Source organism: Serratia sp. szju, assembly GCF_044594185.1.
GTDB classification, from domain to species: domain Bacteria; phylum Pseudomonadota; class Gammaproteobacteria; order Enterobacterales; family Enterobacteriaceae; genus Serratia; species Serratia bockelmannii.
In genome coordinates this window covers 4,251,876-4,277,998 of the sequence record NZ_CP172576.1, presented here as the reverse complement: position 1 = coordinate 4,277,998, position 26,123 = coordinate 4,251,876, and the positions used below count along the sequence as shown (strand labels likewise).

Genomic DNA, 26,123 nt, shown 5'->3' with positions numbered 1-26,123 from the left:
CGGCGGGGCACACCGCCGCATCAGAGGGGCGTTTAACTGCCCATCGGGGCGTTTTGGTTACCCTGTAACGGGCGCAGCTTGCTGTACAACAAGGCGACAACGAACAGCACGGCCTGCACGATGACGATACAGGGCCCGGTGGCGCCGTCGATGTGGAAGCTGATCAGGGTGCCGAGCACGCAAGAGAACACCGACACCACCGTTGCCACCATCAGCATGCGATCAAACCGGCGGCACAGCATAAAGGCGATGATGCCGGGGGCGATCAGCATGGCGATCACCAGGATCACCCCCACGGCCTGCAGCGAGGCGACGATGGTCATCGCCAGCAGGCAAAGCAGCCCGTAGTGCAGCAGCTTGACCGGCAGGCCAATCACCCGGGCGTGGTGCGGGTCGAAACAGTACAGCATGAAGTCTTTGCGCTTGAGCAACACCACCGCCAGGGTGATGCCGGCAATCAGCAGGGTTTGCTTCAGCTCGCCGTCGGTGATGCCCAGCATGTTGCCGAACAGAATGTGGCTTAGGTGTTGGTCGGTGTCGATGCGCGAGAACAGCACCAGGCCGAAGGCGAACATGCCGGAAAAGACGATGCCCATCACCGTGTCTTCTTTCACCCGGCTGTTCTCTTTCAGGTAGCCGGTGGCTACCGCGCAAAAGATGCCGGAGAGGAAGGCGCCGATCGCCAGCGGGATGCCGACCACGAACGCCACCACGATGCCGGGCAGCACCGCGTGCGAGATGGCGTCGCCCATCAGCGACCAGCCTTTGAGCACCAGATAGCAGGAGAGCACGGCGCACACTACGCCGGTGACGATGGCGGCGACGATCGCCCGCTGCATGAACGGGTAGGCGAAGGGTTCGCTGAGCAGTTGATACAGGGTGTCCATCAGCGGCCTCCGGTTTGCGAATGCGCCACACGGCGCCGGGACGCCAACAGGCCGTGTTTCGGCGCGAAGAAGAACGCCGCCAGGAACACCAGCGTTTGCAGGGTGACGATCACCCCGCCGGTGGCACCGTCGAGGAAGAAACTCAGGTAGGCGCCGATGCCGCTGGTCAATGCGCCGATGATGATGGCGATGATCACCAGCCGGCTGAAGCGGTCGGTCAGCAGATAGGCGGTGGCGCCCGGCGTGATCACCATGGCGATCACCAAAATGGCGCCGACGGTTTGCAGCGCGGCGACGGTGCAGGCGCTGAGCAGGGTGAAGAACAGGATCTTCAGCTTCAGCGGCGACAGGCCGATCGATACCGCGTGGCTTTCGTCGAAGAACACCGCCAGCAGGTCTTTCCACACCAGACACAGGATCAGCAGCGAAACGCCGATGATGATTTCCACCTGCAGCACGTCTTCGTCGGCGATGCCGAGGATATTGCCGAAGATGATCGACTGTACGTTGACTGAGGTGGGGTTGAGCGACACGATCAGCAGGCCGACGGCGAAGAAGGTGGAGAAGATGAAGCCGATGATGGCGTCTTCGCGCAGGCGGGTGATGTGGCGCACCAGCGTCATCGCCAGCGCCGCCAGCATGCCGGTAAAGAAGGCGCCAGCGGCGTAGGGCAGGCCAAGGGCGTAGGCGCCGGCCACGCCGGGCACCACCGAGTGCGACAGCGCATCGCCCATCAACGACCATCCTTTCAGCATCAGATAGGCGGACAGGAACGCGCAGGCGGCGCCGACGATGGCGCTGACCCAGATGGCTTTCACCATGTAGTTATAACTGAAAGGTTGCAGCAGAAGGTCCAGCATCAGGATTGTTTCTCCCTGGCCTGGCTGTTGGCCGGCGGATCGCTCTTGGTGTGGCCGTAGAACACCGCCGGGCGCTCATCGTCGGTCAATACCGTAACGGTGCGCGGATCGTTGTCGTCGTGCAGATCCGGGCCTGAGAGGTTGATATGGCGCAGCACGCCGCCGAATGCCTGCTCCAGGTTGCTCTGCGTGAAGGTGGTTTCGGTTGGGCCGGCGGCCAGCACCGTGCGGTTGATGAGGATCACCCGATCGCAAAACTCCGGCACGCTGCCGAGGTTGTGGGTGGAGACCAGGATCAGATGCCCCTCGTCGCGCAATGCGCGCAGCAGCTCGATAATGGCATTCTCGGTTTTCACATCCACGCCGGTGAACGGTTCATCCAGCAGCAGCACCGTGCCCTGTTGCGCCAGCGCGCGCGCCAGAAACACGCGCTTTTTCTGGCCGCCGGACAGCTCGCCGATCTGCCGACCGCGCAGCTCGCTGAGGCCGACCCGCTCCAGCGCCTTGTCAACCCGCAACCGGTCCTCTCGCGACGGAATGCGCAGGAAATTCATCTTGCCGTAGCGGCCCATCATCACCACGTCTTCCACCAGCACCGGGAAGTTCCAGTCGACGTCCTCGGTCTGCGGCACGTAGGCGATCAGGTTCTTTTTCAGCGCGTCCGCTACCGGTTTGTCGCTGAGCGACACCCGGCCGCTGGTGGGCCTGACCAGGCCCATGATGCTTTTGAACAACGTCGATTTACCGCTGCCGTTGACGCCGACCAGTGCGCAGATCGAACCGCCGCTCAGGGTAAAGCTGGCGTTGTGAATGGCGGTGTGTCCGTTGTTGTAGGTCACGGTGACGTCGTCCACGTTCAATTCAGGGCGGACAAACGGTTCATGGGTCATTGATCGAATCCTTTGGCGATGGTTTGCACGGTGGTGTTAAGCAGGTCGATATAGGTCGGCACCGGGCCGTCGCGGGTGGACAGCGAATCCACGTACAGCACGCCGCCGTATTTGGCGCCGGTTTCTTTCGCTACCTGCTTGGCCGGCTTGTCGGAAATGGTGCTCTCGCTGAACACCACCGGAATATGGTGGGCGCGCACCGCGTCGATTACCCGGCGCACCTGCTGCGGCGAACCTTGCTCATCGGCGTTGATCGGCCACAGATAGACTTCTTTCAGCTGATAGTCCTGCGCCAGGTAGCTGAAAGCGCCTTCGCTGGTCACCAGCCAACGCTGTGCGGTCGGAATGCGCGCCAGGCGTTCGCGCAGTGGGGCGTCCAGTGCGCCGATTTTCTCTGCGTAGGCTTTGGCGTTGCGGTTATAGGTTTCCGCATGTGCCGGATCGTGCTCCACCAGCGCTTTGCGAATGTTCTCGATGTACACCAGCGCGTTGCTTGGCGACATCCAGGCATGCGGGTTCGGGTTGCCGTTATACGGCCCTTCGCGGATCGGCAGCGGGGTGATGCCTTCGGTCACAACCGCCGCCGGCACCTGTTTGATGTTTTCGAAGAAGCGCTGGAACCAACGTTCCAGGTTCATGCCGTTCCACAGGATCAGGTCGGCGTGCTGCGCTTTGACGATGTCGCGCGGGGTCGGTTGATAGTCGTGGATCTCGGCGCCCGGCTTGGTGATGGATTCCACCACGGCGGCGTCACCGGCCACGTTCTGGGCAATGTCCTGAATGATGGTAAAGGTCGTCACCACGCGCAGCTTTTTATCCGCCAGCGCGTGTTGACTGACCAAGGCGGTGCCGAGCAGCAGGCAGGCGAGCGTAAAAGGGCGTAACAGTGCGGCAGCGCGGGAAGGGCGACTGCGACGAAAAGCGCAACTTATCAATGGCATGATGACGTCTCCTGGTTCAAATGAAAATGATTATCAATATCAATTGAAGCGAAGTCAAGCGTCACTTGCCCACCGCCGGCGGGGTATTTCTCCAACTGAAAAAATAATACCGTCCGGGGAGTTATAGCATTTTATGTATCAGTATGTAACCGCTGAAGGTAGTCCTCACAGGCGCATATCGTCACCTCCGGCTGTTTTCCCAATGCCAACTGCCCGAACCCCTGCGCCAGGCGCAGTACATCCTCTTGATCCAGCACGGTTATGAACGCGAAACTGTTGCTGCCGAGCTCATGGTGAACGCCATTTTCGTCTGTCACCGACGTGACAAAACCTTCGCGCGTCAATTGCCCGGTCAGCTTCGCCAGGTCGGTTAATCCCGCTTCCTGATAGCGAAAAGTCACCACAAAGCAGTTTGTTGCAGATTGACTCATAAATCACCTCTTGGTATATGGATAGCTTGAGATTAGCCCAAAAAATTACTGCAGGTGTCCTTACAAGTTGTATATGCTACGCAACTCATTGAAAGGAGTGAGGGATTCTGTGAAAACAAAAATAGGTTGCCTTACGGCAATTTTGCTTTTGTCGGGGTGCGCCAAAGACCCGCAAACGGCAAGCAATATTTCAGGCAGTGGCACAACGCGCGGCGGTTGGTTAAAACCCCCTCCGCAGGCACCGGTAAACCGCACAGGCACCCCGGTTGCTTATAACGATTACATTCGTCAGGCCGCCAGCAACTACGGCGTTGACGAAACGCTGATTAAAGCGATTATTCAGGTGGAGTCCGGGTTTAACCCGAACGTGGTCAGCACCTCGAACGCAGTGGGATTGATGCAGCTTAAGGCTTCTACCGCCGGCCGCGACGCCTATCGCATGAAAGGACGAAACGGGCAACCCAGCTCGCGTGAGCTGAAAGATCCGGCGGTCAATATTGATCTGGGAACGGCCTATATCAATATTCTTCAAAGCCAGCAGCTAGCCGGGATCAACAACCCTCAGACTCTGCGTTATGCCACCATCGTTTCGTACGTGAACGGGGCGGGTGCCATGTTACGCACCTTCTCCTCGGACAAGCGTGTGGCGGTGAATCGCATCAATCAGATGAGTCCGGACGAGTTTTATCAGCACATCCAGAAAAAGCACCCGGCACCGCAGGCGCCGCGCTATTTGTGGAAGGTGACCACCGCCTACCAGGCGATGTCGCAGTAACCCTCTCTTTTGTCGAATCGGCCGCTGAACGCGGCCGATTTTGTTTATGGCGCCGCTTAAGAGCACGACGCACCTCTCATTTTTCGTTATTTCCTCACCGGTTATCAGAAAAACCGCACAAAAAGTTAAATTTACGTTAGCAGATAAATCTTTACGTTCATTCAATAAGTTACCGGTAACATTTTTGCATTTGCTCGCATTCTGACCTTCAATAAATAGACAAATAAGTAACAAATTATTTTAAAAACCCGTATCGACCGCAAGGTTGCGGTTAAATAGTTGTGACTATCTTTGGATGGAATGTGACATGTCGAATCATAAAACCAACAATTCGCGGCGCGATTTCTTGTTGAAATCGATGACCTTAATTCCTGCGGCGGTAATTGGTGGCAGTGGCGTTGGCGCGCTGACGGCACCGGCACCAGCGGTCGCGGCCCCGAACACTTCAACGCAGAACGATTACCAACCGACCTTTTTCACCCCGGAAGAGTGGGCCTTCATCAGGGCCGCCGTCGCGCGCCTGATCCCGGCCGACGAACGCGGCCCTGGCGCACTGGAAGCCGGCGTACCGGAGTTTATCGATCGCCAGATGAATACCCCATACGCCACCGGCTCCATCTGGTACATGCAGGGGCCATTCAACCCCGATGTGCCGAAGGAGATGGGTTATCAGCTGCCGCTGGTGCCCAAGCAAATCTACAACCTCGGCATCAGTGACGCCGACGCCTACAGCAAGAAAACCGCCGGCAAGCCCTTCGCCGAACTGGATGGCGCGCAGCAAGACGCCATGTTGCAAAAGTTCGAGTCCGGCGAGGCGGAGTTCCAGCAGCTGCCGTCGAAACTGTTCTTCTCCTATCTGTTGCAAAACACCCGCGAAGGTTTCTTCAGCGATCCTATCCATGGCGGCAACAAAGACATGGTGGGCTGGAAGCTGATTAATTTTCCGGGCGCGCGCGCCGATTTTATGGACTGGGTTGAGCGAGGGGAGCGTTATCCCTTCCCGCCGGTCTCGATTCGTGGGGAGAGGGGCTGATCATGGCAACGGTAATGAAAAAAGTAGATGCGGTGATCGTCGGTTTCGGCTGGGTGGGCGCGATCATGGCCAAAGAGCTGACCGAGGCCGGCCTCAACGTGGTGGCGTTGGAGCGTGGCCCGATGCGCGACACCTATCCGGACGGTTCTTATCCGCAGGTGATCGACGAGCTGACCTATAACATCCGCCGCAAACTGTTCCAGGATCTGTCGAAAAGCACCGTCACCATTCGCCACAACAGCAGCCAGACCGCGGTGCCTTACCGCCAGCTGGCGGCGTTCCTGCCGGGCACCGGCGTTGGCGGTGCCGGCCTGCACTGGTCGGGCGTGCATTTTCGCGTCGATCCGATCGAACTGCGCATGCGCAGCCACTATGAAGAGCGCTACGGCAAAAACTTCATTCCGAAGGACATGACCATCCAGGACTTCGGCGTGACCTACGACGAGCTGGAACCGTTCTTCGATAAAGCGGAGAAAGTGTTCGGCACCTCCGGCACCGCCTGGACCATCAAAGGGCAGAAAGTGGCGCAGAAGGGCGGCAACCGCTTTGCGGCGGATCGTTCCAGCGACTTCCCGCTGCCGGCGCAGAAAAATACCTACTCCGCCCAGCTGTTCGAGAAAGCGGCGCTGGAGGTGGGTTATCACCCTTACAACCTGCCGTCCGCCAACACCTCGGACTCTTACACCAACCCGTACGGCGCGCAGATGGGCCCGTGCAACTTCTGCGGTTTCTGCAGCGGCTACGCCTGCTACATGTATTCCAAGGCCTCGCCGAACGTCAACATTTTGCCGGCGCTGCGCATGGAGAAACGTTTCGAGCTGCGCACCAACGCCAACGTGCTGAAGGTCAACCTGACCGACGACAAATCCCGCGCCACCGGCGTGAACTACGTCGATGCGCAGGGCCGCGAGATTGAACAGCCGGCCGATCTGGTGATCCTGGGCGCGTTCCAGTTCCACAACGTGCACCTGATGCTGCTGTCCGGCATCGGCAAGCCTTACGATCCGGTGACCGGCGAAGGCGTGGTCGGGCGCAACTTCGCCTACCAGAACATGACCACCATCAAGGCGTTCTTCGATAAAGACGTGTTCACCAACCCGTTCATCGGCGCCGGCGGCAACGGCGTGGGCGTGGACGACTTCAACGCCGATAACTTCGACCACGCCAAAGAAGGCTTCGTCGGCGGTTCGCCGTTCTGGGTCAACCAGGCAGGCACCAAGCCGATCTCCGGCCTGCCGACGCCTCCGGGTACCCCGGCCTGGGGCAGCAAATGGAAAGCGGCGGTGGCGGATGCCTACACCCATCACGTCTCGATGGACGCCCACGGCGCGCACCAGTCGTACCGCAACAACTATCTGGATCTGGATCCCAACTACAAGAACGTCTTTGGCCAGCCGCTGCTGCGCATGACGTTCGACTGGCAGGAAAACGACATCAAGATGGCGCAGTTCATGTACGACAAGATGGCGCCGATCGCCAAGGCGATGAACCCGAAACTGATCGCCGGCAGCCCGAAAAACGCCAACAGCCACTTCGACACCACCAGCTACCAAACCACCCATATGAACGGCGGCGCGGTGATGGGCGAGGATCCGAAGACCAGCGCGGTCAACCGCTATCTGCAGAGCTGGGACGTGCACAACGTGTTCTCGATCGGCGCATCGGCCTTCCCGCAAGGGCTGGGCTACAACCCGACCGGCACCGTGGCGGCGCTGGCTTACTGGTCTGCCCGCGCCATTCGCGAGCAGTATCTGAAAAACCCAGGCCCATTGGTGCAGGCATAAGGACGGCGAACGATGAAAGCATTTGTACCGGCACTGGTTCTCAGTGCAGTGAGTTTTTCCGTTTGGGCGCAGGACGCCACCGTCAGCAGCGAGCTGATCAAGCGCGGTGAATACCTGGCGCGCGCCGGCGACTGCGTGGCTTGCCACACCGACGGCAAGAGCGGCAAAACCTTCGCCGGCGGTCTGGCGATGGAGACGCCGATCGGCACCATCTACTCGACCAACATTACGCCGGACAAGAAAACCGGCATCGGCGATTACAGCTTCGAGGATTTCGACAACGCGGTGCGTAAGGGCGTAGCCAAAAACGGCAGCACCCTGTACCCAGCGATGCCGTACCCGTCGTTCGCGCTGGTGAAAGAGGACGACATGCGCGCCATGTATGCCTATTTCATGCACGGCGTGCAGCCGGTGGAGCAGGCCAACAAGGACTCCGACATCCCGTGGCCGCTGTCGATGCGCTGGCCGCTGAGCATCTGGCGCGGCATGTTCGCGCCGTCGCCGGCGGATTTCGTCGCTGACGCCAAGGCCGATCCGGTGATTGAGCGCGGCCGCTACCTGGTGGAAGGCCTGGGCCACTGCGGTGCCTGCCATACCCCGCGCAGCATCACCATGCAGGAAAAAGCGCTGAGCAACAGCGAAAGCGACGACTACCTGTCCGGCAGCAACGCGCCGATCGACGGCTGGGTGGCTTCCAGCTTGCGCAGCGACCGTAAGGATGGCCTGGGCAGCTGGAGCGAAGCCGAGCTGACCGAGTTCCTGAAAACCGGCCGTAACGACAAGGCGATCGTGTTTGGCGGCATGAGCGACGTGGTGGAGCACAGCCTGCAATACCTGAGCGACGACGATCTGACCGCCATCGCACGCTACCTGAAATCGCTGCCGCCGAAAGACGGCAAGCAGCAGGCGGCACCGGTCGAAGACAGCGTGGCCAAGGATCTGTGGCGCGGTGACGACAGCAAGCCCGGCGCGGCGCTGTATGTCGATAACTGCGCGGCCTGCCACCGCACCGACGGCGTGGGCTATAAGCGCGCCTTCCCGTCGCTGAAGGGCAACCCGGTGGTGCAGACCGAGGACGCGACCTCGCTGATCCACATCGTGCTGACCGGCAACACCACGCCGGCGGTGCAGGGGGCGGTATCCAATATCACCATGCCGCCGTTTGGCTGGCGTCTGAACGATCAGCAGGTGGCGGACGTGGTGAACTTCATCCGTACCAGCTGGGGCAACAGCGCCAAACCGGTGAGCGCCTCCGACGTGGCCGACGTGCGTAAAGACCGCTCGATGATCCGCGACGAGAAGGAGATGGGCAGCGCCGAGGTGCCGGACCATCCGGACGCGAAGAAGTAAACCGCTTAAGGGCTCCGCAAGGAGCCCTTAGTTTTTCCTGCCCGTGCCGGTTTTTTCAGCATTTTCTGTTCGCAAATCATCCGTTCAGCCGATAAAACATAGACCCGCAGCGGATTTTTCATTATCCTTTGCCGTCCTTTCATCAGGCGTAAGTATGAAATATCGCTTTAATTCACTGATTACTATTAAAAAATTCGCGGAGAAGGATATCCCGTTAGGCGCAATCGTTGGCGCTGCAGATTAAGGTAGACTGTCTCATGAGTACGATTTCTCCCGATTCAGGCACGCTGACGGCCGCTCAGCCTGCCAAATGGAACAAAACCGACACCGTCTGGATGTTCGGTCTCTATGCCACCGCGGTGGGCGCCGGCACATTGTTCTTGCCGATCAACGCCGGTTTGAACGGCCCGCTGGTGCTGCTGTTGATGGCGCTGTTCGCTTTCCCGTTGACCTATTTGCCGCACCGCGCGCTCAGCCGCTTCGTGCTTTCTGGCTCCAGCCGCGACGGCAATATTCACGATGTGGTGGTGGAACACTTCGGCGTGCTGGCCGGAAAAATCATCATGATGCTGTATCTGATGGCGTTCTTCCCGATCGTGCTGGTGTACAGCATTTCGATCACCAACGCGCTGGACAGCTTCCTGATCCACCAGTTCCACGTGGCGCCGCTGCCGCGTATCTGGCTGAGTCTGGCGGTGGTCGTAGTGCTCAATCTGGTGCTGCTGCGTGGCAAAGACAGCATCGTGGCGGCGATGGGCATGCTGGTGTTCCCGCTGCTGGTGTTCCTGATGGGTATTTCGCTGTACCTGATGCCGAGCTGGAATACCGCCAACTTCGTGCACGGCCTGGCCACCACCCGCTTCGACACGCCGGGGCTGTGGCATTCACTGTGGCTGGCGGTGCCGGTGATGGTGTTTTCCTTCAGCCATGCGCCGATCATCTCCTCCTTCGCCTCGACGCAGAAGAGCCTGTATGGCGACAAGGCGGAGCGCCGCTGCGCGCGCATCATGCGCTACAGCTATGTGCTGATCTGCGTTACCGTGCTGTTTTTCGTGTTCAGCTGCGTGCTGAGCCTGTCCCATGAAGACATGCAGCAGGCGAAAGATCAGAACATCACGGTGCTGACCACGCTGGCCAACAAGTTTTCCAACCCGCTGATCGCCTATCTCGGCCCGGTGATGGCAATGCTGGCAATGGCTAAATCCTATCTCGGCACCTCGCTGGGGGTGACGGAAGGGGCGACCAGCCTGATCGATGGCGTCACGCGCGCGGTCGGCAAGCCGCTCAGCTCGCGCATGACGCACCGCATCTCGGCGGTGGCACTGTTCCTGCTCACCTGGGCGGCGACGGTGTGGAACCCCAGCGCGCTGCACATCATCGAAACCATCAGCGGCCCGCTGATTGCGGCGATCCTGTTCATCCTGCCGATGTACGCGGTGCGTGCGGTGCCGGCCATGCGCCAATATCGCGCGGCGAGCAACGTCTTCGTGCTGGTGATGGGCTTGATTGCGCTGTCGGCGCTGATCTACGGCCTGATGTGATCCCCTGGGCGCGCCGGCTCCGGCGCGCCTCTTATCCTTCCTTTACACATCCCTTTGCAATTAATCGCCGGCATGCTGGGCGTTATCTTTGATAATGCAAGCCATTCTCATTAGTATTTCCTGAATGTATTCATGACTAAGGAGTCTTTCGTGCACCGTCGAATCACTTTGCCGGCGCTGGTCTGCGCCGCCTTACTCGCCTCTCCGGCGATGGCCACTACCTATCCGTTGACCCTGACCGACACCTCCGGCCAGACGGTCACCCTCCCGCAGGAGCCGAAACGCATCGTGGTGCAGGACGGGCGCGACATTCTCACGCTGGCGCTGCTCGATCGCGCCAACCCGTTCGGCCGGCTGGTGGCCTGGAATAACCTGCTGAAGAAAAGCGACGCGGCGACCTGGGAAATCTTGCAGAGCAAATGGCCGGCGGCGAAAAACATCATCGACATGGGATTCAGCGATAAAGGCGAGGTGAATCTGGAGAGCGTGATCGCCAAGCGCCCCGATCTGATGATCGCCCAGCTGCGCTCCAAGCCTTCGCTGAGCCAAACCGGCGTGCTGGATAAGCTGAAGGCGCTGAACGTGCCGGTGCTGTTTATCGATACCATGCTCAAGCCGGTGGAAAACACGCCGAAAAGCGTGACGCTGTTGGGGGAAACCCTCAACCGTGAAAGCGAAGCCAAGCAATATACCGATTATTATCAGCAGCATTATCAGGCCATTCTGGCCAAAACGCAGTCGGTGGAACCCAAACCGTTGGTGTTCTTCGAAGCCAAGGCCGGCCTGAATGGCCTGGAATCTTGCTGCTTCACCCATGCGCACGTCGGCTGGGGGGCACTGGTCGAGGCGGTCGGCGCGCGTAACATCGGTTCTGCGCTGCTGCCGGGTGCGACCGGCGACGTGGCGCTGGAAAAAGTGATCAGTATGAAACCGGATGCGTATATCGTTTCCGGCTCGCAGTGGGCCAGCAAGACCAATGCCGCGGTGCCGTTCGGCTATGGCGTGACGCAGCAGCAGGTGGATGAGGCCTTCAACCGCATGAAGCAGCGCCCAGGGTTCTCGCAGGTGTCGGCGGTGAAGGAAGGGCGGTTCTACGGCATCTACCATAACTTCTACAACCACCCGTACAACATCGTCGGGCTGGAGTATCTGGCGAAGTTTATCTATCCGGCGCAGTTCCCGGATTTGGATCCGGCCAAGACCTACAGCGAGATCCTCAGTCGCTTTACCGAAGTGCCGGAAGGCAAGGGCATTTTGGGCGCGCAGGCGCCGGCGGGGAAATAACGGCAACGGGCGCGATGTCGCGCCCGTTTTGTATGATCAGGCGGTCGGTGTATAGGTGGAGATGATCTCCAGCACGCCGTTGATGATGAACTGAACGCCCATGCACACCAGCAGGAACCCCATCAGGCGCGAGATCGCCTCGATGCCGCTTTTCCCCACCAACCGCATGATGGCGCCGGAACTGAGCAGGCAGGCCCACAGGATCACCGCGACCGTCAGGAAGATGGCGACCGGCGCCACGGCCAACACCCAGGGTTCAAAGCCCAGCGAGTTCGCTTTGACGCTCGATGCCGAGCTGATGATCATCGCGATGGTGCCCGGCCCGGCGGTGCTCGGCATGGCCAGCGGCACGAAGGCGATGTTGGCCGACGTCTTGTGGCGCAGCTCGTGCGACTTGCTCTCCACCTCCGGCGCGTCTTCGGGGCTCTGCTGCGGGAACAGCATGCGAAAACCGATGAAGGCGACGATCAGGCCGCCGGCGATGCGCAGGCCGGGGATCGAAATGCCGAAGGTGTTCATCACCACCTGCCCGGCGTAAAACGCCACCGTCATGATGCAGAACACATAAACCGAGGCCATCAGCGACTGCTGATTACGCTCTTCGCGCGTCATATTGCCGGACAACCCGAGCAGCAACGCCACCGTGGTCAGCGGGTTGGCCAGCGGCAACAGCAGCACCAAACCCAGTCCGATGGCCTGGAATAACTGCAAAATACCCGTCATAAAATAGACTCCCTGTGCAACGTTCAAGCCGCCAAACGGCGGCCCATGAGCTGAACAGCCTAGCCTGCCGTACGCCTGGCGGCAATGGGGATAGCTCGTAACGTTAATTAACCGTCGGCCCGGGCGTTCAGTGTCGCCGGCCGGCGAAATTCGTCGGCGGGAGCCTCATCGTCATCGCCGCACTCGCCGGCGAGCTCAGGTTCATCCTCACACCCCAGCGGCGCCTCGTTGACCGCAATCGCGCGCGGCACCGAACGTGCGCCAAAATGCACCAGCCCATATAACGTCGCCAATGCCGCGCACGCCACGATGAGGGCTGCGAGTAACCGGTTCATGTTTTGCGCTAAGACCCTGTTCACTGGTGGATAGCGTAAGAATAGTGATGCTAAGACGGTCTGTCAGCGTATCGCCGCTGAGAGTAGACGCACTCTTGATGTTATTATCATTAATTATTTTTAACTGTTTTCACCCTTTAACCGCCTGATTGATGAAGCGAGTCTATAATGGTAAGGCTTTCTGGCATTTCTTTATAATCGAAAACTTAAAAGGAGTTTTACTATGGAAGTGGCAAAAGAATGGGTAGCGGCGAAAAAAATCTCCTGGGGCAGCGTCATCGGCGGCGTGATCACCGTATTGGCTGTTTCACTGCTGCTGTCGACGTTAGGCACCAGTCTTGGATTCTCCATCGTGGATCCGACATCAGACGATCCGATAAACGGCGCCGGTACCACCGTAGTGATTTGGTCCGCTGTTTCAATCATTATTAGTTTGGCCGCCGGCGCTTTTATTGCTGGGCGTTTGGCTGCTAATGACGGACTTATTCATGGCTTCCTGGTCTGGGCTACGTCACTGATTGTGGCGGCGGTGCTGGGTGGGATGCTGGTCGGGTCTGCAGTGAAGGCGACCGGCAATGCGCTGGGCGCTATCGCTTCGACCTCCGGCAGCTTGCTCTCCGGCGCCGGTTCAGCGATTGGCAAAGGGGCATCCGGATTGGCGGACGCCGGCGGTAAAGTGTTTGACAAGTTGGGCATTGACACAACCTTGGAACCTGAACAGCTGCAAGGCGATGTGGTTACGGCGCTTAAAAAAAGCGGTATCCCGTCATTGCAGCCTGAATTCATGCAACAGCAGTTGAATGCGGCCAAAACTGATTTGGCGGACGCAGTAAAAGCCCTGGCACTTCAGCCTGACAATAGCGACGCCATTATTAATCAACTGGTCGCCAAGCTTAAAAAACAGGGTGAGGCCATCTCGCAAGATGTGGATCAAGACGCCCTGAAAAAGGCCTTGGCAGAAAATACCGATATGACGCCGCAGGAAGTGGACCAGACGGTGAAGAATTTGGTCGAAGCCAAAAATAAAACTGCGCAGCTGGTTAATCAGCGTTTGGATGACGCCGAAGCAAAAATCAATCAGGCAAAACAGGAGTATGTGGAGCTGAAACAGAAGGCGCGCGAACAGGCTGCCGCTGCTGCAGACGAATTGTCGCGGGCTGCATTATGGTCATTCTTTGCGCTGTTGATTGGCGCAGTGGTCAGTGCGTTGGCAGGCTTGTGGGGCGTTAACACCAATGCCCGCCGTATCGCGGTATCACCTGCGCAGGCGTAATCTTCGGGCTCCTTTGCGCGTCTCGATGATAGAGGGATGAGAGCCTGGAATACTGACGACGATGAAGTGACTGCCAGGAAAGACTGGCCTTACCCCGGCCCAGGTGCCGGGGTTTTTTATTGTTTCGGCGTAATTAACGACCACCTTTCGCGCGGCGCAGGGCATTAGGCATCAATTGCCACGATCCCTGAGAACAGGTGGATACCATAGATGCGCTGTAAATAATAATGAGTGTGATTATGAAACAAGAACTGCATATTTTATTGGGGAAAATCGGCGCATTCGCGCTTTCCGCCGCCTTCGTGGGGGCATTGGTCGGCCTGGTGTTTATCGATGTGCACTGGCTGCATAACTTCGTGCATGAAACCTCGTTGACCGAAGCGGCGCAGGAACTGTTGCTGCTCGCCATCTCCGGCGGTTTCTTCGCCGCAGCTCGGCGACAGGTCGAGCGTCGTTCCGCCTGGCTGCTGGTTGGCGGCTTCTTTCTCTGCATGCTGATCCGCGAGATGGACTTCGCGTTCGATGCGTTGTGGCACGGCGCCTGGGTGTGGTTCGCGCTGGCGGTCGCCTTGGCCTGTCTGTGGCATGCCGCAAGGCATATTGCGGCTACGGCGCGCGGTCTGGTCTATGTCGTGTCGCACCCTGGCTACGGCATGATGTGCGCCGGCCTGCTGTGCATCCTGGTGTTTTCACGCCTGTTCGGCATGAGCGCGCTGTGGCAAACGCTGATGCTGGACGGCTACAACCGAGAGGTGAAAAACATGGTGGAAGAGGGGTGCGAACTGTTGGGCTACGGCCTGTGTCTGTTGGCTACCCTCAGCTATCTGAAAGGCGTTTTTGCGGCGAATGAGGCGAAAGTGTGAGGGCGGTGGCACTTTATTTATCCGGAACAATTTTAGTGATACTATTCGCTTAGCCGAATGCGGCTGAGAAGGTATGCGTTCCATTCTGTATACCCAGTGAGGTTTCAATCTGGCAATTGTGGGCGAGATCTGAAACCTGGCTGACCAAACCCAAAATCCAATTTTCGTACTGCATGTGATCTGTCGTGTGGGTCACCACTGTAGATAAGGAATTATTAATGCCTGTTATTACCCTTCCTGACGGAAGTCAGCGTCATTTCGACCACCCCGTTTCCCCGATGGATGTCGCGCGCGATATCGGCCCTGGCCTGGCGAAAGCCTGTATCGCCGGCCGCGTCAACGGCGAGCTGGTTGACGCCGGCGATCTGATCGAATCGGATGCGCAGCTGGCCATCATCACCATCAAAGATGAAGACGGTCTGGAAATCATGCGCCACTCCTGCGCGCACCTGCTGGGTCATGCGATCAAGCAGCTGTGGCCGGATACCAAAATGGCGATCGGTCCGGTGATCGACAACGGTTTTTATTATGACGTGGACATCGACCGCACCCTGACGCAGGAAGACCTGGATCTGCTGGAAAAGCGGATGCACGAGTTGGCCGATAAGGATTACGACGTCATCAAGAAGAAGGTCAGCTGGCAAGAAGCCCGTGACACCTTCGCTGAGCGCGGCGAAATCTATAAAGTGGCGATCCTGGATGAGAACATCAGCCATGACGATCGTCCGGGTCTGTATCACCACGAAGAATACGTCGACATGTGCCGCGGCCCGCACGTGCCGAACATGCGTTTCTGCCACCATTTCAAACTGCAGAAAACCTCCGGCGCTTACTGGCGCGGCGACAGCAAAAACAAAATGCTGCAGCGTATCTACGGTACCGCCTGGGCAGACAAGAAGCAGCTGAACGCCTACCTGCAGCGTCTGGAAGAAGCGGCCAAGCGCGATCACCGCAAGATCGGCAAACAGCTCGACCTGTATCACATGCAGGAAGAAGCGCCGGGTATGGTGTTCTGGCACAACGACGGTTGGACTATCTTCCGCGAGCTGGAAGCCTTCGTGCGCATGAAGCTCAAAGAGTATCAGTACCAGGAAGTGAAAGGTCCGTTCATGATGGACCGCGTGCTGTGGGAAAAAACCGGCCACTGGGAAAACTACAAAGACGCCATGTTCACCACCGCGTCGGAAAACCGCGAATACTGCATCAAGCCGATGAACTGCCCGGGTCACGTGCAGATCTTCAACCAGGGCCTGAAGTCGTACCGTGATTTGCCGCTGCGCATGGGGGAATTCGGCAGCTGCCACCGCAACGAGCCTTCGGGTTCCCTGCACGGCCTGATGCGCGTGCGCGGCTTCACGCAGGATGACGCCCACATCTTCTGTACCGAAGAGCAGGTGCGCGCCGAAGTGAACGAATGTATCCGCATGGTGTATGACGTGTACGGCACTTTCGGCTTCGACAAGATCGCCGTCAAGCTGTCCACGCGTCCGGAAAAACGCATCGGCACCGACGACATGTGGACCCGTGCGGAAGAAGACCTGGCCGCCGCGCTGACCGAGAACGGCATTCCGTTTGAATATCAGCCGGGTGAGGGCGCCTTCTACGGACCGAAAATTGAATTTACCCTGCATGATTGTTTGGATCGCGCATGGCAATGTGGTACCGTGCAGCTCGATTTCTTCTTGCCGGGCCGTTTGGGCGCATCGTACGTTGGCGAAAACAACGATCGCGTCGTGCCGGTAATGATTCACCGCGCCATTTTGGGCTCCATGGAACGCTTCATCGGTATCCTTACCGAAGAATATGCCGGGTTCTACCCGACCTGGATCGCTCCGGTGCAGGTGGTGGTGATGAATATCACCGATAGCCAGTCTGATTACGTCCAGCAATTGACCAAAAAACTGCAGGATGCAGGTATTCGCGTGAAAGCGGACTTGAGAAATGAGAAGATTGGCTTTAAAATTCGCGAACATACTTTACGTCGAGTCCCTTACATGTTGGTGTGCGGTGACAAAGAGGTCGAAGCAGGCAAAGTTGCCGTTCGTACCCGCCGTGGCAAAGACTTGGGAAGCCTGGACGTAAACGAAGTCGTAGACAAGCTGCTGAAAGAGATTCGCAGCCGTAGTCTTCATCAACTGGAGGAATAAAGTATTAAAGGCGGAAAACGAGTTCAACCGGCGCGTCCTAATCGCATTAACAGAGAAATTCGCGCGCAAGAAGTTCGCCTAACCGGCGTCGATGGCGAGCAGATTGGTATTGTCAGTCTGAATGAAGCTCTTGAAAAAGCTGAGGAAGCGGGCGTTGATTTAGTAGAAATCAGCCCAAATGCCGAACCGCCAGTTTGCCGAATCATGGATTACGGCAAATTCCTCTACGAGAAGAGCAAGTCGACGAAAGAACAGAAGAAGAAGCAAAAAGTTATCCAGGTTAAGGAAATCAAATTCCGTCCTGGCACCGATGATGGCGACTATCAGGTCAAACTACGCAACCTGATTCGCTTTCTGGAAGATGGCGATAAAGCCAAAATCACCCTGCGTTTCCGCGGGCGTGAGATGGCGCACCAGCAGATCGGTATGGAAGTGCTTAACCGCGTCCGTAAAGACCTGTGTGAAGATATGGATCTGGCAGTGGTCGAATCCTTCCCTACGAAGATCGAAGGCCGCCAGATGATTATGGTGCTCGCTCCTAAGAAGAAACAGTAAGGCTTACAAGTAATGGAACCCGCGCGGCGCTTGCGCTGTGTGGGTTTTATTCGCCCAACTGATTCGTTGTTTAACAATGCGAAGTGGATTTAATTAAAATGCCAAAGATTAAAACTGTACGTGGTGCAGCCAAGCGCTTCAAAAAAACCGGCAGCGGTGGTTTTAAGCGTAAACATGCCAACCTGCGTCATATTCTGACCAAAAAAGCAACCAAGCGTAAACGTCACCTGCGTCCGAAAGGCATGGTGTCTAAAAACGATCTGGTCCTGGTTACCGCGTGCCTGCCGTACGCATAAGCCATTTTTTTTGAATTTAGAATAAGACTTTAGGAGAGAGCATATGGCTCGCGTAAAACGTGGTGTAATTGCACGCGCACGTCACAAGAAAATTATGAAGCAGGCGAAAGGTTACTACGGTGCCCGTTCGCGCGTATATCGTGTTGCCTTCCAGGCAGTAATCAAAGCAGGCCAGTATGCTTACCGTGACCGTCGTCAACGTAAGCGTCAGTTCCGTCAGCTGTGGATTGCACGTATCAACGCAGCTGCTCGTCAGAACGGTCTGTCTTACAGCAAGTTCATCAACGGCTTGAAAAAAGCGTCGATCGAAATTGACCGTAAGATCCTGGCTGACATCGCAGTCTTCGACAAAGTGGCCTTCGGCGCACTGGTTGAGAAAGCGAAAGCAGCTCTGGCGTAAGTCAGTAGAAGAGGGAGCTTGCTCCCTCTTTTAATCTTTGTTTTCAGCGACAAATATTGACTTTCATTGCCCGCCGCTATATCACTGGTGGTCAATCATCGACAAGGTACCGCAATCATGCACGCAGCTATTTTTCGTTTCTTTTTTTACTTTAGCGCCTGATTTCAGGAGGCTTTGCGCGTAAGAAAAGAAACGAAAAGTAGCGCCTAAGCCTCCCTCGTGGAGGCTTTTTTGTTTTTGGCCATCGGCTCGCCTTGCAAAGCGTTGCGGTGAGAACGGCGGGTACTCAGCCGGCCCTGTGCCGCGCAGGTGAGCCATCCGGCCGACAACGCATTGAAAAGTCTTTGAAGATTGCTCAAAGGCGTGTTCGAATAATAGATAACAATTACTTAGGGCCATCCCGGCCAGAGGAAGAGGAAAGCAATGCCACATCTCGCAGAGCTGGTTGCCAGTGCCAAGGCAGCCGTAGAAGATGCCCAGGATGTTGCCGCGTTAGATTTGGTACGCGTCGAATATTTTGGCAAGAAAGGTCATTTCACCTTGCAGATGCAGTCTCTGCGCGACGTACCGGCGGAAGACCGCCCGGCGGCCGGCGCGGTGATCAACCAGGCCAAGCAAGAGGTGCAAGACGCCCTGAACGCGCGCAAGAACGCGCTGGAAAGCGCCGCGCTGAACGCGCGCCTGGCGGCTGAAACCATCGACGTCTCCCTGCCGGGCCGTCGTATGGAAAACGGCGGCCTGCACCCGGTGACCCGCACCATCGACCGTATCGAAACCTTCTTCGGCGAGCTGGGCTTCTCCGTCGCTACCGGCCCGGAGATTGAAGACGATTACCATAACTTCGACGCGCTGAATATTCCAGGGCATCACCCGGCGCGCGCCGACCACGATACCTTCTGGTTCGACGCCACGCGCCTGCTGCGCACTCAGACCTCCGGCGTGCAGATCCGCACCATGAAGAACCAGCAGCCGCCGATCCGCATCATTGCGCCGGGCCGCGTTTATCGTAATGACTACGATCAGACCCACACCCCGATGTTCCACCAGATGGAAGGGCTGATCGTCGATAAAGACATCAGCTTCACCAACCTGAAGGGCACGCTGCACGATTTCCTGAACAACTTCTTTGAAGAAGATCTGCAGGTTCGTTTCCGTCCGTCCTACTTCCCGTTCACCGAACCGTCCGCTGAAGTGGACGTGATGGGCAAGAACGGCAAATGGCTGGAAGTGCTGGGCTGCGGCATGGTGCATCCGAACGTGCTGCGCAACGTGGGCATCGATCCGGAAGTTTACTCCGGCTTCGCCTTCGGTATGGGCATGGAGCGCCTGACGATGCTGCGTTACGGCGTCACCGACCTGCGCGCATTCTTCGAAAACGATCTGCGTTTCCTCAAACAGTTTAAGTAAGGCGGGAATATCACATGAAATTCAGTGAACTCTGGTTGCGCGAGTGGGTAAACCCGGCCATCAGCAGCGAAGCATTATCCGATCAAATCACCATGGCCGGTTTGGAAGTGGACGGCGTGGATCCGGTTGCCGGCGCGTTTAACGGCGTCGTGGTGGGTGAAGTGGTCGAGTGCGGTCAGCACCCGAACGCCGATAAACTGCGCGTCACTAAAGTTAACGTGGGCGGCGATCGCTTGCTCGACATCGTCTGCGGTGCGCCGAACTGCCGTACCGGCCTGAAAGTGGCGGTTGCCACCGTGGGCGCGGTGCTGCCGGGCGACTTCAAAATCAAGGCCGCCAAGCTGCGCGGCGAGCCTTCGGAAGGCATGCTGTGCTCATTCTCCGAGCTGGGCATTTCCGACGATCATGACGGCATCATTGAGCTGCCGCTGGATGCGCCGATCGGCACCGACATCCGCGACTATCTGAAACTGAACGACAGCACCATCGAGATCAGCGTCACGCCGAACCGCGCCGACTGCCTGGGCATCATCGGCGTTGCGCGTGACGTGGGCGTACTGAACCAGGTTGCGCTGACCGAGCCGGATATGAGCCCGGTGGCTGCCACTATCGACGCCACGCTGCCGATCCGCGTTGACGCGCCGCAGGCGTGCCCGCGTTATCTGGGCCGCGTGGTGAAAGGCATCGACGTCAAGGCGCCAAGCCCGCTGTGGATGCGTGAAAAACTGCGTCGTTGCGGTATCCGTTCTATCGATGCCGTCGTCGACGTCACCAACTATGTGCTGTTGGAACTTGGCCAGCCGATGCACGCCTTCGATCTGAGCCGCATCGACGGCGGCATCGTGGTGCGCATGGCGGAAGAAGGGGAAACCTTGACGCTGCTGGACGGTAACGAAGCCAAACTGAACGCCGACACCTTAGTGATCGCCGATCATCAAAAAGCGTTGGCGATGGGCGGCATCTTCGGCGGCGAGCATTCCGGCGTCAACGGGGAAACCCAGGACGTGCTGCTGGAGTGCGCTTTCTTCAGCCCGCTATCGATCACCGGTCGCGCGCGCCGTCACGGCCTGCACACCGATGCTTCTCATCGCTATGAGCGCGGTGTCGATCCGGCGCTGCAGTACAAAGCGATGGAGCGCGCCACGCGCCTGCTGCTCGACATCTGTGGCGGCCAGGCCGGTCCGATTATTGACGTGACCGATGAAAACGAATTGCCAAAGCGCGCCACCATCACGCTGCGCCGCGAGAAGTTGGATCGCCTGATCGGCCACGTGGTGCCGAGCGAGCAGGTCAGCGACATTCTGCGCCGCCTGGGTTGTCAGGTGACCGAGCAGGGCGACAGCTGGCAAGCGATCGCGCCGAGCTGGCGTTTCGATATGGAGATCGAAGAGGATCTGGTGGAAGAAGTGGCGCGTGTTTACGGCTACGACAACATCCCGGATGTGCCGGTGCGTGCCGATCTGGTGATGACCCAGCATCGCGAAGCCGATCTGACGCTCAAGCGCGTGAAGACCATGCTGGTCGATCACGGTTATCAGGAAGCGATCACCTATAGCTTCGTCGATCCGAAAGTGCAGGCGTTGCTGCATCCGAATGAAGAAGCGCTGATCCTGCCGAGCCCGATTTCGGTCGAAATGTCGGCCATGCGCCTGTCGCTGTGGACCGGCCTGCTGTCCGCGGTAGTGTACAACCAGAACCGCCAGCAGACGCGTCTGCGCCTGTTCGAAAGCGGCCTGCGCTTTGTGCCTGATAGTGCGGCAAATCTGGGTATCCGTCAGGACGTCATGCTGGCAGGCGTGATCGCCGGCCATACGCACGATGAACATTGGGATCTGGCGCGCAAGCCCGTCGACTTCTATGATTTAAAAGGGGATCTGGAGTCTGTCCTCGAGCTGACCGGTAAATTATCCGAAATTCAGTTCCGGGCGGAAGCCAATCCGGCCCTGCATCCAGGGCAAAGTGCGGCGATTTATTTGCACGGCGAACGCGTTGGTTTCATCGGTGTGGTTCACCCGGAACTTGAACGTAAACTGGATCTTAACGGCCGCACCGTGGTGTTTGAACTGGAGTGGAACAAGCTTGCGAGCCGCGCCGTGCCTCAGGCGCGGGAGATTTCGCGCTTCCCGGCAAACCGCCGTGATATCGCTGTTGTGGTGGCTGAAAACGTCCCCGCAGAAGATATTTTGGCCGAGTGTAAGAAAGTTGGCGCAAATCAGGTAGTTGGCGTAAACTTGTTTGACGTGTACCGTGGCAAGGGCGTGGCAGAAGGTGACAAGAGCCTGGCTATCAGTCTGGTATTGCAGGATACCGCTCGTACACTGGAAGAAGAGGAGATAGCCGCTACCGTTGCAAAATGCGTAGAGGCTCTAAAACAGCGATTCCAAGCATCCTTGAGGGATTGAACCTATGGCGCTTACTAAAGCTGAAATGTCAGAACACCTGTTTGAGAAGCTTGGGCTTAGCAAACGGGACGCCAAAGACCTGGTGGAACTGTTCTTTGAAGAGGTCCGTCGGGCCCTTGAGAATGGCGAACAGGTAAAACTGTCGGGTTTTGGCAACTTTGATCTGCGTGACAAGAACCAACGTCCGGGGCGTAACCCGAAGACCGGCGAAGACATTCCGATTACGGCGCGCCGCGTGGTGACCTTCCGTCCGGGGCAGAAGCTGAAAAGCCGGGTAGAAAACGCCAGCCCGAAAGGGTGAGTGACGTGACATCAAAAAAGGCCGCTTGCGCGGCCTTTTTCTTTTCTGGGACAAAATTCAGTTTATTCCTAATTCTCAAGGCGACTATTAAATTTGTTCGTTAAGTCGGTATGGAGGGATTAATTTAACCTCAGTTGCGGAATATTCTTATATCTTATTATTGTTGATGAGTGAATCTATTTTCTCTCCTCAGTAACGGCCGTAATAATGGCCAGGGCCATCGCCGCGGTGGCCGCCGCCCCAGTGAGGGCCCCAGCAGCAGGCGCTGAGGCTTGAGGCCAAGGCTACAACGGCTAACAACCTACCTATACGTTTAATCATTTTATTATCCTCCGATGGGAATCCGGTTAATTATAATTGTCGCGTCGCTTAAGCGATGTCAGCAATTCGTTAAGCCTTGTCAGTGGCTATGATAATTAAAGGCGGCGGCAAACAGTGTAGGGATTGTGTAAGGCCGTCGAAAACGATCTGAAAATAGGTATCGATGAGATAGTCGTTAAATAAATGCGCTGATATAACCACTGCAGCAAGAAAAATAGAGTGAGAAGGTAAAATGAAAAAAATCCTGTTGCTGGTGTGTATCCCGCTGTTGCTGCCGCTGGCGGCGCAGGCCGATGTGTCCGTCGATATCAACGTGCCGGGCGTTTCTCTGCACCTGGGGGATCAGGACCGCCGCGGCTACTACTGGGATGGCTACGACTGGCGCCCACCGCAGTGGTGGCATGCGCACCAGGGCCGAGGTCTGGGGGAGCGCAATGCGCGCGGTCTGTACTGGGACGGCGGACGCTGGCAACCTTCGCCGCCGCGTGGCTATGAACATCGCCAGCCGGCACGCAGCGGCAATCCGTTCCACGGCGATCGCGATAATCGCGACCACGACCGCCGTCATGACGATCGTGGTGACCATGACCGCCGTGATGACGCCCGCGGTCAGCCTTATCCACCGGGCAACGCCGGCCCGCATCGTTAATCCCTGAGTTTATCGGCGGCTGGTTTTGCCATCATCGTTGCGATGACGGGCAGGACCAGCCGCTGCTTTCCTGCGCCATCGCCTACGCAAGGCTTCCCCTTGCGGCGTTAACCCCCTAATATTCGACTCAGACGTCAATTATCCGGCCACGACAGCGGCCGGCAGGGAATCGCCGCGCCATGCCAACCAGCCGTACCTTCACCTTACTGTTGCAACATCAACGTTACTGCGATAAACGCCAGGTCAGTCTGTTGGCGCTGGGCGTGGCGGTGGCTTTACTGTTCAGCCTTTGCGCCGGCGACCAATGGATATGGCCGTCAGAATGGTTCAGCGAACGGGCGCAACTGTTCGTTTGGCAACTGCGTTTGCCGCGCGCGCTGGCGGTGATGCTGGTCGGCGCGGCCCTGGCGGTGGCGGGCGCGGTGATGCAGGCGCTGTTTGAAAACCCGCTGGCGGAGCCCGGTCTGCTGGGCGTCGCTAACGGCGCCGGTGTCGCGCTGGTGCTGACGGTGTTGTTGGGGCACGGTTTGTTGCCGGTGGCGCTGATGAGCGCCGCCGCGATAGTCGGTGCGCTGGCGATGACTTTCTTGCTGTTGGGCTTTGCTCGCCGGCGACGCTTGACCAATGCGCGGTTGTTGCTGGTCGGCGTGGCGCTGGGCATCGTGTGTAGCGCGCTGATGACCTGGGCCGTTTATTTCAGTACCAGTCTCGATCTGCGGCAGCTGATGTACTGGATGATGGGCGGCTTCGGCGGCGTAGACTGGCGCCAAAAGTGGCTGGTGCTGGCGCTGCTGCCGGTGTTGCTGTGGCTGTGTGGCCAGGGGCGGGTGCTCAATCTGATGGCGCTGGGCGAGGTGCAGGCGCGACAGCTCGGGCTGTCGCTGCATCTGTGGCGCAATCTGCTGGTGCTGGCGATCGGCTGGCTGGTCGGTGTCAGCGTGGCGCTGGCCGGGGTGATCGGCTTCGTCGGCCTGGTGATCCCGCATATTTTGCGGCTCACGGGCCTGACTGACCAACGCTATCTGTTGCCGGCCTGCGCGCTGGCGGGGGCCGGCGTGTTGCTGGTGGCCGATGTGGTGGCCCGCGTTGCGCTGCTGGCGGCCGAGCTGCCGATCGGCGTGGTGACCGCCACGCTGGGGGCGCCGCTATTTATCTGGTTACTGACCCGGACAAAGGGCGTAAGGTAGTTTTCTTTATTCACCTGCCATTAAAAAACCAAAGGATGACAACCGATGAGTAAGCCAATCTACAATCTGCCGTTACAGACTATCGAGAATCAGGCCACCACGCTGGGGAGCTATCAGGACAAGGTGCTGCTGGTGGTCAACGTAGCCTCGGAGTGCGGCCTGACCAAGCAGTACGAAGGGCTGGAAGCGCTGTACGAAACCTATCGCGATCGGGGGCTGGAAGTTCTGGGGTTCCCGTCCAATGAATTTCTGGGTCAGGAGCCGGGCAGCAACGAAGAGATCCTGGCGTTTTGCCGCGGAACCTTCGGCGTGCAATTCCCGATGTTCGCCAAGATTGAGGTGAACGGCGAAGGCCGTCATCCGCTGTATCAGGCGTTGATTGCCGCCCAGCCGGAAGCTGTCGCCCCGGAAGGCAGCGAGTTCCTGGCGCGGATGACCAGCAAAGGGCGTGCGCCGAAGCACACCGGCGATATTCTGTGGAACTTCGAGAAATTCCTTATCGCACGCGACGGCACGGTGATCCAGCGCTTCTCGCCTGACACCACGCCAGAGGATCCGGCGCTGGTGGCGGCGGTGAAACAAGCGCTGGCGGGATAATACGGATGCTGCAACTCGTTGAGGTTGGGGTGGCGGGGCGCCTGGCGCCTTTTACGGCACAGATTGACGGTGGGTTGCAGGTTCACCTGATCGGCCCAAATGGCGCAGGGAAGAGCACCTTGCTGGCCCGGGCGGCGGGCATGCTGCCGGGGCAGGGCGAAGTCTGCCTGGACGGACGCGCGCTGTCCGGTTATTCGGGCGACGAGCTGGCGCACCGACGCGGTTATCTCAGCCAGCAACAGCCGCCGGTGTCGCTCATGCCGGTGTTTCAGTATTTGGCGTTGCACCGGCCTGCCGGCGCGGCGCAAACCGAGGTGGAGCAAGCCATCCTCTATCTGTGCCAGCGGTTGAAGCTGGTGGATAAACTGTCACGCATGCTGGCGCAGCTTTCCGGCGGAGAATGGCAACGGGTGCGACTGGCGGCGGTATTGCTGCAGGTGTGGCCCAGCGTCAACCCGCATAGCCGATTGTTGTTGCTGGATGAACCGACCAATAGCCTGGATGTGGCGCAAAAGGTTGCGTTGGATCGCCTGCTGCGCGAATTCTGCCAAAGTGGGCGCAGCGCGCTAGTGTGTGCGCACGATCTGAATCATACCCTGCAGCAGGCCGATCGGGTTTGGTTGTTGCACGCTGGGCAGTTGGTCGCGCAGGGCATCACCCGTGAGGTGATGGTGCCCGCACTGTTGTCGCAGATCTATGAAGTGGATTTCCACCTGCAATGGGTGGGGAACCAGCGTTGGATCATGACCCGCACGGCTTAATTCGCCCCGGCGGCATAAATGTAAACGAAAACTAAACGTAGTGAATATAAATAGCCGGGTAATCATCGGCTATTATTGTGCTGCCTCTCATTTTCTCGTGGATTTTCTTGAAAAACGTCGATGACGTGCT

General features: G+C 58.1%; 27 protein-coding genes and 1 other annotated feature. Of the genes, 20 read left to right on the top strand and 7 right to left on the bottom strand.

What is annotated here, in order from left to right:
* Nucleotides 1-32 precede the first annotated feature (32 nt).
* The 5 genes from RE418_RS20180 to ghoS form a co-directional block, all read right to left on the bottom strand.
* Nucleotides 33-887 (bottom strand): metal ABC transporter permease, encoded by an 855-nt coding sequence (locus RE418_RS20180; protein ID WP_025302603.1) that lies wholly within the window; start codon nucleotides 885-887, stop codon nucleotides 33-35.
* Complete coding sequence (gene yfeC / locus RE418_RS20175; RefSeq protein ID WP_015377686.1) at nucleotides 887-1,747, bottom strand: iron/manganese ABC transporter permease subunit YfeC; 861 nt, start codon at nucleotides 1,745-1,747, stop codon at nucleotides 887-889. The genes RE418_RS20180 and yfeC overlap by 1 nt, the downstream gene beginning before the upstream one ends.
* On the bottom strand, nucleotides 1,747-2,637 hold the full coding sequence (locus RE418_RS20170; protein ID WP_043143367.1) for a manganese/iron ABC transporter ATP-binding protein: 891 nt from the start codon (nucleotides 2,635-2,637) through the stop codon (nucleotides 1,747-1,749). The genes yfeC and RE418_RS20170 overlap by 1 nt, the downstream gene beginning before the upstream one ends.
* Nucleotides 2,634-3,578 (bottom strand): metal ABC transporter substrate-binding protein, encoded by a 945-nt coding sequence (locus tag RE418_RS20165; protein WP_025302605.1) that lies wholly within the window; start codon nucleotides 3,576-3,578, stop codon nucleotides 2,634-2,636. The genes RE418_RS20170 and RE418_RS20165 overlap by 4 nt, the downstream gene beginning before the upstream one ends.
* 131 nt (nucleotides 3,579-3,709) lie before the next feature.
* Entirely contained in the window at nucleotides 3,710-4,009 is a 300-nt protein-coding gene (ghoS, locus tag RE418_RS20160; protein WP_025302606.1) for a type V toxin-antitoxin system endoribonuclease antitoxin GhoS, read from the bottom strand.
* Nucleotides 4,010-4,118: 109 nt separating this feature from the next.
* Here ghoS and RE418_RS20155 point away from each other — a divergent pair, with 109 nt between their 5' ends.
* The 6 genes from RE418_RS20155 (at nucleotide 4,119) to RE418_RS20130 (ending at nucleotide 11,776) form a co-directional block, all read left to right on the top strand.
* Nucleotides 4,119-4,784, top strand: a complete 666-nt coding sequence (locus tag RE418_RS20155; protein ID WP_025302607.1) for a transglycosylase SLT domain-containing protein — start codon at nucleotides 4,119-4,121, stop codon at nucleotides 4,782-4,784.
* Nucleotides 4,785-5,091: 307 nt separating this feature from the next.
* On the top strand, nucleotides 5,092-5,817 hold the full coding sequence (locus RE418_RS20150) for a gluconate 2-dehydrogenase subunit 3 family protein (RefSeq protein WP_025302608.1): 726 nt from the start codon (nucleotides 5,092-5,094) through the stop codon (nucleotides 5,815-5,817).
* A 2-nt stretch (nucleotides 5,818-5,819) separates the two neighbouring features.
* Complete coding sequence (locus tag RE418_RS20145; RefSeq protein WP_025302609.1) at nucleotides 5,820-7,601, top strand: GMC family oxidoreductase; 1,782 nt, start codon at nucleotides 5,820-5,822, stop codon at nucleotides 7,599-7,601.
* Between the two features lie 12 nt (nucleotides 7,602-7,613).
* Nucleotides 7,614-8,951, top strand: coding sequence for a cytochrome c (locus tag RE418_RS20140; protein WP_043143369.1), 1,338 nt, complete (start codon nucleotides 7,614-7,616; stop codon nucleotides 8,949-8,951).
* A gap of 257 nt (nucleotides 8,952-9,208) precedes the next feature.
* The gene (locus tag RE418_RS20135) at nucleotides 9,209-10,492 is read left to right on the top strand and encodes a serine/threonine protein kinase (RefSeq protein WP_043143391.1); all 1,284 of its coding nucleotides are present in this window, start codon (nucleotides 9,209-9,211) and stop codon (nucleotides 10,490-10,492) included.
* Nucleotides 10,493-10,642: 150 nt separating this feature from the next.
* Nucleotides 10,643-11,776 carry an ABC transporter substrate-binding protein gene (locus RE418_RS20130; protein WP_060447251.1) on the top strand — a complete coding sequence of 378 codons (1,134 nt, stop codon included), beginning with the start codon at nucleotides 10,643-10,645 and terminating at the stop codon, nucleotides 11,774-11,776.
* Between the two features lie 36 nt (nucleotides 11,777-11,812).
* On the opposite strand, the gene RE418_RS20125 is transcribed toward RE418_RS20130, so the two are convergent.
* Nucleotides 11,813-12,499 (bottom strand): MarC family NAAT transporter, encoded by a 687-nt coding sequence (locus RE418_RS20125; RefSeq protein ID WP_025302613.1) that lies wholly within the window; start codon nucleotides 12,497-12,499, stop codon nucleotides 11,813-11,815.
* 107 nt (nucleotides 12,500-12,606) lie between these two features.
* A complete protein-coding gene (locus tag RE418_RS20120; protein ID WP_025302614.1) occupies nucleotides 12,607-12,834 on the bottom strand; it encodes a hypothetical protein in 228 nt (75 codons plus the stop codon).
* Between the two features lie 223 nt (nucleotides 12,835-13,057).
* Between RE418_RS20120 and RE418_RS20115 the strand changes: the two genes are divergently transcribed.
* From RE418_RS20115 to btuD, 14 genes are all read left to right on the top strand, one after another.
* Nucleotides 13,058-14,107 (top strand): YrzE family protein, encoded by a 1,050-nt coding sequence (locus tag RE418_RS20115; protein ID WP_043143370.1) that lies wholly within the window; start codon nucleotides 13,058-13,060, stop codon nucleotides 14,105-14,107.
* Between the two features lie 239 nt (nucleotides 14,108-14,346).
* A complete protein-coding gene (locus tag RE418_RS20110; protein ID WP_399675491.1) occupies nucleotides 14,347-14,970 on the top strand; it encodes a hypothetical protein in 624 nt (207 codons plus the stop codon).
* Between the two features lie 218 nt (nucleotides 14,971-15,188).
* The gene (gene thrS, locus RE418_RS20105) at nucleotides 15,189-17,117 is read left to right on the top strand and encodes a threonine--tRNA ligase (RefSeq protein ID WP_025159696.1); all 1,929 of its coding nucleotides are present in this window, start codon (nucleotides 15,189-15,191) and stop codon (nucleotides 17,115-17,117) included.
* A gap of 3 nt (nucleotides 17,118-17,120) precedes the next feature.
* Nucleotides 17,121-17,672 (top strand): translation initiation factor IF-3, encoded by a 552-nt coding sequence (gene infC, locus RE418_RS20100; RefSeq protein ID WP_048233542.1) that lies wholly within the window; start codon nucleotides 17,121-17,123, stop codon nucleotides 17,670-17,672.
* Between the two features lie 98 nt (nucleotides 17,673-17,770).
* Complete coding sequence (rpmI, locus tag RE418_RS20095) at nucleotides 17,771-17,968, top strand: 50S ribosomal protein L35 (RefSeq protein ID WP_004931418.1); 198 nt, start codon at nucleotides 17,771-17,773, stop codon at nucleotides 17,966-17,968.
* Between the two features lie 43 nt (nucleotides 17,969-18,011).
* Nucleotides 18,012-18,368 (top strand): 50S ribosomal protein L20, encoded by a 357-nt coding sequence (gene rplT, locus RE418_RS20090; protein WP_004931417.1) that lies wholly within the window; start codon nucleotides 18,012-18,014, stop codon nucleotides 18,366-18,368.
* Nucleotides 18,369-18,481: 113 nt separating this feature from the next.
* Nucleotides 18,482-18,604, top strand: a sequence feature (Phe leader region).
* A complete protein-coding gene (gene pheM, locus RE418_RS20085; protein ID WP_121626058.1) occupies nucleotides 18,486-18,530 on the top strand; it encodes a pheST operon leader peptide PheM in 45 nt (14 codons plus the stop codon). (Overlaps the previous feature by 45 nt.)
* Nucleotides 18,605-18,791: 187 nt before the next feature.
* Nucleotides 18,792-19,775, top strand: a complete 984-nt coding sequence (gene pheS / locus RE418_RS20080; protein ID WP_043143373.1) for a phenylalanine--tRNA ligase subunit alpha — start codon at nucleotides 18,792-18,794, stop codon at nucleotides 19,773-19,775.
* Nucleotides 19,776-19,789: 14 nt separating this feature from the next.
* Nucleotides 19,790-22,177 carry a phenylalanine--tRNA ligase subunit beta gene (gene pheT, locus RE418_RS20075; protein ID WP_025302618.1) on the top strand — a complete coding sequence of 796 codons (2,388 nt, stop codon included), beginning with the start codon at nucleotides 19,790-19,792 and terminating at the stop codon, nucleotides 22,175-22,177.
* 4 nt (nucleotides 22,178-22,181) lie between these two features.
* Nucleotides 22,182-22,478 (top strand): integration host factor subunit alpha, encoded by a 297-nt coding sequence (gene ihfA / locus RE418_RS20070; protein WP_004931414.1) that lies wholly within the window; start codon nucleotides 22,182-22,184, stop codon nucleotides 22,476-22,478.
* Between the two features lie 553 nt (nucleotides 22,479-23,031).
* Nucleotides 23,032-23,448 carry a DUF2502 domain-containing protein gene (locus RE418_RS20065; RefSeq protein ID WP_025302619.1) on the top strand — a complete coding sequence of 139 codons (417 nt, stop codon included), beginning with the start codon at nucleotides 23,032-23,034 and terminating at the stop codon, nucleotides 23,446-23,448.
* Nucleotides 23,449-23,627: 179 nt separating this feature from the next.
* Nucleotides 23,628-24,635 (top strand): vitamin B12 ABC transporter permease BtuC, encoded by a 1,008-nt coding sequence (btuC, locus tag RE418_RS20060; RefSeq protein ID WP_025302620.1) that lies wholly within the window; start codon nucleotides 23,628-23,630, stop codon nucleotides 24,633-24,635.
* A 45-nt stretch (nucleotides 24,636-24,680) separates the two neighbouring features.
* Nucleotides 24,681-25,232 (top strand): glutathione peroxidase, encoded by a 552-nt coding sequence (locus tag RE418_RS20055; protein WP_025302621.1) that lies wholly within the window; start codon nucleotides 24,681-24,683, stop codon nucleotides 25,230-25,232.
* A 5-nt stretch (nucleotides 25,233-25,237) separates the two neighbouring features.
* Entirely contained in the window at nucleotides 25,238-25,993 is a 756-nt protein-coding gene (btuD, locus tag RE418_RS20050) for a vitamin B12 ABC transporter ATP-binding protein BtuD (protein ID WP_049205168.1), read from the top strand.
* The last annotated feature ends 130 nt before the right edge of the window (nucleotides 25,994-26,123 follow it).